Annotated in this window: 14 protein-coding genes; 2 read left to right on the top strand and 12 right to left on the bottom strand. The window is 68.3% G+C overall.

The window, feature by feature from the left end:
• Window positions 1–316 precede the first annotated feature (316 nt).
• Window positions 317–457, top strand: a complete 141-nt coding sequence (locus ACFW0G_RS22195; RefSeq protein ID WP_378327258.1) for a hypothetical protein — start codon at window positions 317–319, stop codon at window positions 455–457.
• A 14-nt stretch (window positions 458–471) separates the two neighbouring features.
• Here ACFW0G_RS22195 and ACFW0G_RS22190 read toward each other — a convergent pair whose 3' ends face one another.
• Complete coding sequence (locus ACFW0G_RS22190) at window positions 472–1701, bottom strand: MFS transporter (RefSeq protein ID WP_378327257.1); 1230 nt, start codon at window positions 1699–1701, stop codon at window positions 472–474.
• A 195-nt stretch (window positions 1702–1896) separates the two neighbouring features.
• On the opposite strand from ACFW0G_RS22190, the gene ACFW0G_RS22185 reads away from it, so the two are divergent.
• The gene (locus ACFW0G_RS22185) at window positions 1897–2553 is read left to right on the top strand and encodes a response regulator (protein WP_378327256.1); all 657 of its coding nucleotides are present in this window, start codon (window positions 1897–1899) and stop codon (window positions 2551–2553) included.
• A gap of 76 nt (window positions 2554–2629) precedes the next feature.
• Here ACFW0G_RS22185 and ACFW0G_RS22180 read toward each other — a convergent pair whose 3' ends face one another.
• The 11 genes from ACFW0G_RS22180 to ACFW0G_RS22130 all read right to left on the bottom strand — a co-directional run.
• Window positions 2630–2758 carry a hypothetical protein gene (locus tag ACFW0G_RS22180; protein ID WP_378327255.1) on the bottom strand — a complete coding sequence of 43 codons (129 nt, stop codon included), beginning with the start codon at window positions 2756–2758 and terminating at the stop codon, window positions 2630–2632.
• Window positions 2759–3131: 373 nt separating this feature from the next.
• Window positions 3132–3755, bottom strand: a complete 624-nt coding sequence (locus tag ACFW0G_RS22175; RefSeq protein WP_378327254.1) for a hypothetical protein — start codon at window positions 3753–3755, stop codon at window positions 3132–3134.
• Window positions 3752–4537, bottom strand: coding sequence for a GGDEF domain-containing protein (locus tag ACFW0G_RS22170; RefSeq protein WP_378327253.1), 786 nt, complete (start codon window positions 4535–4537; stop codon window positions 3752–3754). The genes ACFW0G_RS22175 and ACFW0G_RS22170 overlap by 4 nt, the downstream gene beginning before the upstream one ends.
• The gene (locus tag ACFW0G_RS22165; RefSeq protein WP_378327252.1) at window positions 4522–4815 is read right to left on the bottom strand and encodes a hypothetical protein; all 294 of its coding nucleotides are present in this window, start codon (window positions 4813–4815) and stop codon (window positions 4522–4524) included. Before ACFW0G_RS22165 ends, ACFW0G_RS22170 begins: the two co-directional genes overlap by 16 nt.
• Before the next feature lie 59 nt (window positions 4816–4874).
• Window positions 4875–5099, bottom strand: a complete 225-nt coding sequence (locus ACFW0G_RS22160; protein ID WP_378327251.1) for a hypothetical protein — start codon at window positions 5097–5099, stop codon at window positions 4875–4877.
• A 72-nt stretch (window positions 5100–5171) separates the two neighbouring features.
• The gene (locus ACFW0G_RS22155; protein ID WP_378327250.1) at window positions 5172–5468 is read right to left on the bottom strand and encodes a WhiB family transcriptional regulator; all 297 of its coding nucleotides are present in this window, start codon (window positions 5466–5468) and stop codon (window positions 5172–5174) included.
• A 329-nt stretch (window positions 5469–5797) separates the two neighbouring features.
• Entirely contained in the window at window positions 5798–6235 is a 438-nt protein-coding gene (locus tag ACFW0G_RS22150) for a hypothetical protein (protein WP_378327249.1), read from the bottom strand.
• A 22-nt stretch (window positions 6236–6257) separates the two neighbouring features.
• Window positions 6258–6968: a hypothetical protein gene (locus ACFW0G_RS22145; RefSeq protein WP_378327248.1), complete on the bottom strand. Its 711-nt coding sequence runs from the start codon at window positions 6966–6968 to the stop codon at window positions 6258–6260.
• 15 nt (window positions 6969–6983) lie between these two features.
• Entirely contained in the window at window positions 6984–7952 is a 969-nt protein-coding gene (locus ACFW0G_RS22140) for a C40 family peptidase (protein WP_378327247.1), read from the bottom strand.
• On the bottom strand, window positions 7952–8599 hold the full coding sequence (locus tag ACFW0G_RS22135) for a hypothetical protein (protein WP_378327246.1): 648 nt from the start codon (window positions 8597–8599) through the stop codon (window positions 7952–7954). The genes ACFW0G_RS22140 and ACFW0G_RS22135 overlap by 1 nt, the downstream gene beginning before the upstream one ends.
• A partial coding sequence (locus ACFW0G_RS22130; protein ID WP_378327245.1) for a hypothetical protein occupies window positions 8583–8935 on the bottom strand: 353 nt, incomplete at its 5' end. The genes ACFW0G_RS22135 and ACFW0G_RS22130, both read right to left, overlap by 17 nt.

The following is an 8935-nucleotide window of genomic DNA, read 5'->3' as shown; positions in this document are numbered from 1 at the left end:
ACGATCGCGCCGACGGTGAGGATGATGAAATAGATCAGCTCGGTCCGGGACACCGATACAGACAGTGACGAAAATACGGTGATCGCCAGCGCTACGGCGTTGACGAGCAGTACCAGGTGCAGCGCGGACCGCGGCAGTGACCACAACTGCCATCTGCCAGCTATTAATCCGCGACGAAAATCCTTCACCCTGTATCCCGTCCCCTCCCCGAGCCGGTAACCGCAACACTCAACGGTAACTGTCCGATCACCGTCTGTCGATAGCACGACCCGAGCACCCATCGAGATCCACGAGATCCCCACCAGGAAGGCACATCATGCTGATCGCGCACGGCAACGACTGGTCCCGCAACTCCCGCCGCGGCAACGAGTGGAATCTGCGTGGCAACGAGTGGTCCTGCGGCTTCCGTGGCAACGAGTGGTCGACCCATCGTGGCAACGAGTGGAGCCAGCGCTGACCTCGACGAGGTGGTCACGACGCGGCCTGTAGTTCGGCACGGCGGGCCCGATTCCATGCTCGGCCCGCCACGCCAGCCGCCAGCACGCCCAGCGCGCCGGAGACCGCGACGACCGTCGACGCGTTGGCCCACGTCGCCGCCAGCCCGGCCAGCGCGATCCCTCCTCCCTGGCTGGTGGTCATGGCCGTCACGGCCAGACCGAAGGCCTGCGCCCGCTGATGGTCGGGTACGGAGAGGGTGAACTCCGCCGAAGTCGGCAGGTGATACGCCGACGCGACGCCCGAGAGCGCCCAGAGGCTCACGGTCACGACCAGGCCGGGTCGGAACGCGCACGCCAGGAGCGGCAGGCAGGCGCACGTCGCCAGCGGGGCGAGCAGGCGCAGCCTCATCGGGTTCGATAGCCGCCCGACGAGCAGCATCCCGAGGATCGTCCCGGCCGGGCTAGCGGCCAGCAGCAGCCCGACCGCCTGGGCCGATTCGCCGATCTCTGCCGCGTAGGGTGCCGCGAGCCCTTCAACGGTGATGTAGAACCCGGCCACGCAGGCCAGGGCGACCAGGGAGCGCAGCTTCGATGCACGTGCGACCAGCCGCGTCCCTTCCGCCAGGTCCCGCCACCAGCGACCCAGCCGGGTTCCCGGTGCGTTCTCGTCCGGAACGCTCGGCGTCGGACGCGACCGTACGCCGAACCGAACCAGCACGGCGGAGATCACGAAGGTGATCGCGTCGGCGATCAGTGCCTGGCCCGACCCGAGCCCGGCCACCAGAGCTCCACCGGATGCGAAGCCGATGACCTGGGCCAGCTGGACGACCATGTCCAGCACGCCCTTTCCCAGCACGTACTCGTCCCGCTCAGGCAATACGGCGGCTGCGGTGGCCGCGCGGGCGGCGTTGCCTGGGGCCCCGGCGGCCTGTACCAGCACGAGCAGGCCGGCGACCACCAGCAGCGGCAGGCCGGGAATTGCCATCACGGTCACCAGGACCGCGCGCAGGAGGTCGGCACTCACCATCACCCGCCGCCGGGGCCATCGGTCGGCCAGGCCGGACAGCAGCGGCCCGGCCAGGATCGACGGAAGGTAGGTCAGCGCGTAGGTTCCGGCCGTCCAGCCCGCCGACTTGGTCCGGTCGTAGACGAGCAGCGACAGCGCGACACGCGCGAACTGGTCTCCGGCCACGGAGACCACCATGGACATGAAGAGTGTTCGGAACTCGGCGTGGCCGAACACCTTCCGGTACGTCGCTGACATAGCACCTAGTGTGACTCCCAGACCACAAAGGATGGTTCCCAACACTCCCCACGATCTCCGTGTGAGTCGCCTGCGCGGGCCAAGATCCCCCGTCCGTGACCTGCGTGGACTCGGCGCCGCAGGCCCGGCCCTGGCACCGTTAGAGCCGGTTGGTCGTTAGATGCGGCGGTGGGGGCCTCGGAACTCGGAGGGTGCATGAGTCGAGATGACCGGGCGCGGATCTCGGTGATGGTCGTCGACGACCATCCGCTGTGGCGTTCCGCCCTCGCTGCGCGACTGGCCGATCACGGCTTCGACGTGGAGGCCGAGGCCTCGGAGGTGGACGAAGCGATCCAGACCGCACAACGGATACGACCGACGATCGTCGTCCTGGATCTGCACCTGGGCCGCACCTCGGGGGTCGAGGCCTCGCGAGACATTCTCCGGGCGCTTCCGGCCACGAAGATCCTGATGCTCACCACGACCAGTGATGAAGCCGAGCTCGCCGACGTCCGGCGCTCCGGTGCGGCCGGGCACGTCGCCAAGACGGCCGCCGCTGCGGACCTCGCCGCCGCAGTGGAGAAGATCGTGACCGGCAGCCCAGTCACCCGGCCGCCGCACGACGTGAAATCTGGCGAGGTGGACAACACGCCACCAGCGGTCGCACCGAGGATCACAACGTTGACCGAACGGGAGAACGAGGTCCTGCGGATGGTCGTCGAGGGCGACACGACCCGACAGATCGCGGAGAAACTCGTGCTTTCCCCTCGCACGGTCGACAATCACGTCCAGTCGATCCTCCACAAGGTCGGTGTCCGGAACCGAACGGAGCTAGCCACCTACGCCGCCAAGAACGGCCTCCTCGCGGAATAAATATGCTGGCCCCGATCAACTTCCGATCGAGGCCAGCAAGCCTGGTATAGCGACTGCAGCGGAACGTCTCGCGTCGCTACTTGCCCGACTTCTTACCCAGCTCCTTCTTCACGCCCTGGTAGACCTTCTCCGCGATCGGCCCACCCTTGGCAGCCTCGGTGACGGGCACGCCCGCCTCGCGCTGGGTGTTGCTGTTCTTTCCCATGCGACTTTCCCTTCAGTAGATTTTCCTGGTCACACTTTCGTGTCGTGAAAGTGAGCTAGCGCAACGGGTTTTCGTGCTTATCGGGCACCACTGTCCCCGTCCTGGTCGTGTAGCTCCTCCGGATCCGCATCGACGCCCACCTGCGACGGGTACGGCTTTCCCTCACAATGGTGCGCCCGAAACGCGGCGTGGCGCTCCTCCGGTGACACATTCTTCCACTTGTCCGATACCGCGTGCGCCATCTTTTTGCTTCCTTTTCTTAGTACGATGTGAACAGCGGACTTCTCTATGTTCTGGAGCATCGAGCCCGGTCGGAATTGCGTCCTGGCCGAACCTTCTGACCTGGTCCTTGCCTTCGCAGGGGGACACCAAGTCAGTACCGGGCGGCGTTCGGGTCCATCCTGGTCGTCCGCCCGGCAGCGGCGGTAATCGTCGCGAGTCGCTTGCGCTGGGAATCGATGAGGTCCCGGAGCTGTTCTTCCGCTCCCTCTGTCAGGTCGACGTAGCGGTCGTCGGCAGCGGTGGCCAGGTTCTCCTTGGGCTGCCGGGCTTCCCAGGCGGCCTGCCTCGCGCGTGCCGCTTCGTCGATCCTTCGTGCCTCGGCGGCCTGGCGGGCCTGTTCCGCGGCGGCTTCCTCGGCGATCGTAGCCATCAGGGCGGTTACCTCAGCCGGTTGCCCGAAGCACCAGCGGTCCTCGTTGTCGAGGTAGGAGCCCTCGTAGGGCGGCTCACGAGAACTACGGGAATCGTGGCGGAGAGTCGCGGTCAGCGCCGGCGCGTGCCGTTGCCACGCAGCCTGGCAGCGCTTCGCCTCCTCCTGATCGGCGAACGCGCGGCCCGCGACAAACAGCCCGACGTCGCCGTGGCCGCGGGCGCCGTCATAGACGCTCACCTCGGAGTACGGGCCGTAGCGAAGGAGCTTGGCCGGCCGGTCCTCCTCGGTACGAAGTACGGGTGCGGGCTGACGATGGCGTCGCCATGGCCAGAGCCGGATCATCGGAGTCCTCCTCGTTGCGGGATTGCCGTGGCCCGATTCGCCGAGGTCACCTGGCTGGGCTCTGCGAGCGCGGCCAGGCCGTAGTCGCGGACGCGGCGCGGGCTGGGCAGGATCGTCGCGGCGGGACGTCGTGGGTCTTGCTGGGGATCGTGGATCCGCCAGCCGCCGCCGTTCTCCTTCGCCTGGTACATGCTGATGTCGGCGGCGTGGCATGCCTCCCGGAGCAGCGCCTCCCGCCAGTTCTGCTGGGGTCCGGGGGTGTCCCAGATCGGCATGTCGCTGAGCCAGGCCAGCCCGATCGAAACGCTGAGCCGCAGTTCGGTGGGCACCTCGGGCACGGTGATCGGGGCCGTCACCTTTCTGAACAGGTGCTCCATCCGCTCGCCGATTCCTCGGTGGTCGAGGGCACCGAGGTAGACGAACTCGTCGCCGCCGAATCGGGCCAGTAGCCCATCGGGGTCGAAGGCCTTGCGCAGTCGCTGGGCGAGCACGCGAAGGACCGCGTCGCCCGCGAGGTGTCCGAACTGGTCGTTGACGTGCTTGAACCGGTCGAAGTCGAGCAGGATCGCTGCGTTGGCCTGCGCGACATGGGCCGGGGCGGCGTTGTCCCAGCCCGCGCGGGTCAGCAGGCCGGTGACGGGATCGGTCAGCGACTCCTGCAGCCGGGTGGTCGAGCGAGTCAGCTCGTGTCGGCAGTGGCGTAGCCGTCGCCCGGTGGTGATCCATCCGCTCGTCGCGGCGACCGCAGCCGCGGCCACCGCGGTGGTCAGCGCTCGGGACATGTCCGGCTCCTGGTGTTCTCCACGGTCGGTTCGTGTCCGAGAACCTGGATGACGACGTCCTTGGCCAGCTCGGTGGCCGCCGCGCGCGCCACCTCCGCCTGATCCGTCAGACTGGCCCGTGTAAGTGCGTCGGCGTATCGCAGTAGCCACGGGATTTGTTCCGCCGGACTGGATACGGAGATCGGTTTGGCGTTCAGCAGTTGCTTGAGTTCACGTGCAACCGGGTCGACCGGCGATGTGCTGGCTTCGTTGAGGTGGACGACCTTCGATTTGAACATGGCGCTTCCTCTTCTGTGGGACGGGGATGTCAGATCGAGCGGGATGGTTCGGACGCTGGTCAGCGGCGTTTCTTGCGCAGAGCGCGCAGCAGCCACACCGCGACGGCCACGAGGACCAGGACGACGAGCCAGGCGCCCAGGAACTGTCCGAAGGTCTTGCCGGCTTGCCAGCCGAGGCTCGCGACGAATCCACGGGCCAGGGAGCCAAGCAGCGCGTCGAGGCCATGCCCGCCGCCGCTGTGTCCGCTGTGGAGTGTTAGCAGCGAGGAAGCGAGTGCGGGCATGGCCTTCTCCCTTACAGCGGCGGGTTTTTCGGCGTAGGTGGTGCGGGGAGGGCGGGCGAGCTGGCGGCCAATTCAGCTCGCCCGCCCCATGAGGCGCCGGGCGCGGAGGTCGCGCCGCTCGCGCGGGGTCGTTCCGCCCCAGATTCCGTAGTCCAGGCCGTTGGCGAGGGCCTCGTCGAGGCAGAAGTCCTTGACCGGGCACCTGGCGCACACCGCCTTGGCCGCCCTGATCTCCGCGGCCTGGCTCTCGAACGGGAAGAATCGTTCGGGCTCCATGTCGCCGCACGCGGCGTCGCGACGCCAGTTCTCGTCCTGACGCCCGTCCCCGCAGGCCAGGGCCTCGAACATGAACTCGTTCAGCTGTGACATGGGGTGTTCCTCCCTCCGGGTTCGTGGGTGCGGGTTCCGGGTGATGTCCCTGGCCTTCCGGGGTCCGTGGCTGGACTCCGCCAGTTCCTCGCGTGGACCCGGAAGTCCTCGCGGGGCTGGCTCCGGATGGAGAACGCGTCTCCCCGGAAGGGCTGCCGGTCGGCCGTCGCCTCCGGCAGCGGACGCTGGCCCGTCGGCCAGCTCCCCGTACACCTCCATACTAACACACTAATTAGTGTATTTGTGTAGAGGTTATTTGGTCTTTTCTGGTGCGGACACGACGAGGGGCGCCGAGCCGCCGCGGCCCAGCGCCCCTCGCGGAGGTCAGGTCAGCGGAAGGACACGCCCCGCTGGAGCGGATCTGCGGCGCTGACCAGCACGAACTTCTCAAGATCCTCGGCGGCCAGCACGCTGCCGTCCGGCGCGCGGTAGACGAGGTCACCGTCGGAGGACAGTTCGCTGCTCACCCCGATCTCGGTCAGCTCGTGCTCCTCGAGGTCGCCGACCTTCGCCCACCTCGACGGGGTGACCCGGTAGGCCGGGGTCCAGGTGGGCGGCATGGCCTGGTGCACCTCGGCCAGGACCTGGGCGACACGTTGCTGCAGCGGCAACGGCAGCCGTTCAAGGACGCCGCGTGGCAGGACGACGTAGCCGGCGTCCGGGCTGGTTCCCGGCCTGCGCTGGTGGTTGAGGTAGTCGGCGACCGGTGTCGCCGATGCGGGGCGAGCAGGTGACGGGTGATGCTGAACGATGTCGGGGCTGGTCATGTCTCCTGCTCTCCTTCGAGGTCTACTCCAGATACACCAGCTGGCTTTCCGCGTCGAAACGCTGTCTCGGGAGGTCCCCGGTGTCCTGCCAGCGATACCAGTCCATCTCGCGGTACAGCGGGATGATCGTGCCGATGACCGGCTGGTTGAGGCCTTCGAGCCCGCGCGAGAGATTGACTGCCGGGACTTCCGACCGCCGTGGCTCTCCCGCGGCGCGGAAACCGCCGTGCACACCGCTCTCCATGACGAGCCAGCACCGGGCCCCGGTCACCGCGCGTTCGCCGTCGGCGCGGCGAGGCCAGCGCACCGGTGGCATCGTCGGATCGCTGACCAGGCTGACCGACCGGTAGCCCGGCAGCAGGTCGGATTGGTCCAGCGGGGCTGGCGCCGCATCCGGATCGACCATGTCGGTCAGCTCGAACCACACCCGGTCCGCCGGAACGCTGAACGGGACGACGGGATAGGCCGGGTCGCGCTGCTGCCGGTACCAGTCGACCTCGGCCACCACGCCGACCATCTTCTGGCCGTCGCGGGCATGCACCTTCGTCGCGGCGCGCTGGTCGTAGACCCAGGCGCCCGAACGGGGATCGCCGACAACGACCCGCTGGCCGATCAGCTCGAGCTGCCCGTGCAACCGGAGCGCGGTGGTCACCGGGACAGGCGAGAGCACCGGAGGCCGCTGGGTTGTCCAGTCCGCCCCGGTGACCGTGTGCTCCGGCTCCGGCTCCGGCAAACGTGATCCTCATCGTCACGACGACACCCCCGGCCGGGTGACGGTCCGGACCAGCTCGTGCTGCCACACCGCGCTGACCTTGACCACATCGCCGACGTCCGGGGCATGGACGACCTTATTGTCACCCAGATACATGCCCACGTGATGGATCGCGGCCGGATCACCCGTCGCGTCGGCCCAGAACACCAGGTCGCCGGGCTGGGCTTGCTCGACCGGGTAGTGCGCGCCGGCACGGTACTGGGCGTCGGCGACTCGCGGCAGCGTGATGCCGGCCTTCCGGTACGCCCACAGCATCAGCCCGGAGCAGTCGAACGTGTCGTTCTCCCCTGCCGCGCCCCAGACGTACCGGCTACCCAGCTTCGACATCGCCGCGTCGATCGCCGTCTGCGCGGCCTGGCTCGCCCCGGCCGCTCCTCCTGCGCAGCCGGTCGGATCTTCGACGCCCGCCTGCGAGATCAGCCAGGCCGCCATCGGTTCCCACTTGTGGTAGCGGTCGGGAAAGCCGGATCGTTCGACAGCCTGCGCGGCATCGCCCGGACGAATCTGGTCCCAGCCCGGCACCGTGAGCAGCACGGTGTAGAACTTGTTGATCGCGTACTGGACGTTGGTGACCTCGTCGGCCGAGCCCCAGTTCATCGACGGGCGCATCTGGAAGATGCCCAGCGAATCGCGATCGCCGTACTTGAGGTTGCGCAGGCCCGATTCGGTCATTCCGGCCTGGATCGCGACCTGCCAGGCGCGGGGCGGCAGATTGCGCTGTTTCCCGATGTCGATGATCGCTCCCACGATCTGCCGTGACTCGTCGCCGAGTTTCGCGGCGTCGGCCGCGCCCTGGCCAGCGGCGCCGTCGGTCTTCCAGTCTCCGAGGCTGGCCTGGCATGTCCCGGCCGCCATCGCCACCGGGGTCGAGGAGCTGAAGGTCCCGACAATGACCACGCCTGCCACGACCACGGCGACCGCGACCACCGCGATGAGGAATCTCATCAGCGGCCTGCCAGGTCCCAGGTGCGAACCAGCCAGCGCTGCTCGGTACGCACCAACGTCAGCATGATGTCCCCGGCGTCGGTCGGGACCTTGGCCTGGGCGACGCTGTCGTTGGCGGACACCACAACCGGGTCACCGGTGATCCGGGTAACCGGGATGTTGTCCGGCGTGATCGAGTCGAGCGCGGCGGTGGCCTCGGGCATCACGAACGGCAGTACGCCGCCTTTCCACGTGGCTGCGGAGGTTCCGGCAGGCGGGCGGGCCCAGCTGCGGACGAACCCGAGCGCGCCCGCAGTGATCGCCATGTTCGGCAATGTGGCGGCCGACGGCGGCGCGGTCTGCGGCACGGCCGGTGTTGTCGACGTTGCCGAAGGTATCCCAGTTGGGCTGCTCGTCGTCGTGGGTGGCGTCGGCGCAATCGGCGCCAGCACCGGAGAGCTGGAGGAGGGCGTCATCGACCTCGGCGCGTCCTGGTCGGCAGCCGGGTGCGACGTCGCGTCGCGTAGTGCGGTGCCTGCCAGCGCGATGCCGCCGATGACAGCGCCAGCGATCACGATGGCCACCAGCAGGTTCCGCGGTGAGCGCCACATGACACCCACGGTCTGGCGTACGGCGGCGGAGCGGCCGCGCTCAGTTCGGATCGGCATCGGAGTTCCCTTCGGGGTTCATGTCGCCGCGCGGATGGTCATCGCGTGCTTCCGGCCGGGAACCCTGGTGCCTGGACGACGTACCGGGTGCGTCGTCGACGTCCTCGACCCGGTCGCTGGCCGGGCGGTAGACCCGGAACACCGTGGTGCCGTCCTCGTTGCGTGAGGGCGCCTCCGGTGGAAGCTTCTTCCGTTGCTCGGTCCCGATGTCCTTGTCGTGGACCTTCGAGGGGATCACGATGTCGTCCTCGCCTGCGCCGTCGCCGAGGATGCCGTCGCTGGCCTCGGAAGTCGTCGCCTCGGAGCGACCGGTCCCAGCTGGCAGCTCCCGCCGGG

Origin of the sequence: Amycolatopsis sp. NPDC058986 (assembly GCF_042741125.1) — a bacterium.
Taxonomy (GTDB): Bacteria; Actinomycetota; Actinomycetes; order Mycobacteriales; family Pseudonocardiaceae; genus Amycolatopsis.
This window is presented reverse-complemented; position numbering and strand designations above follow the sequence as displayed.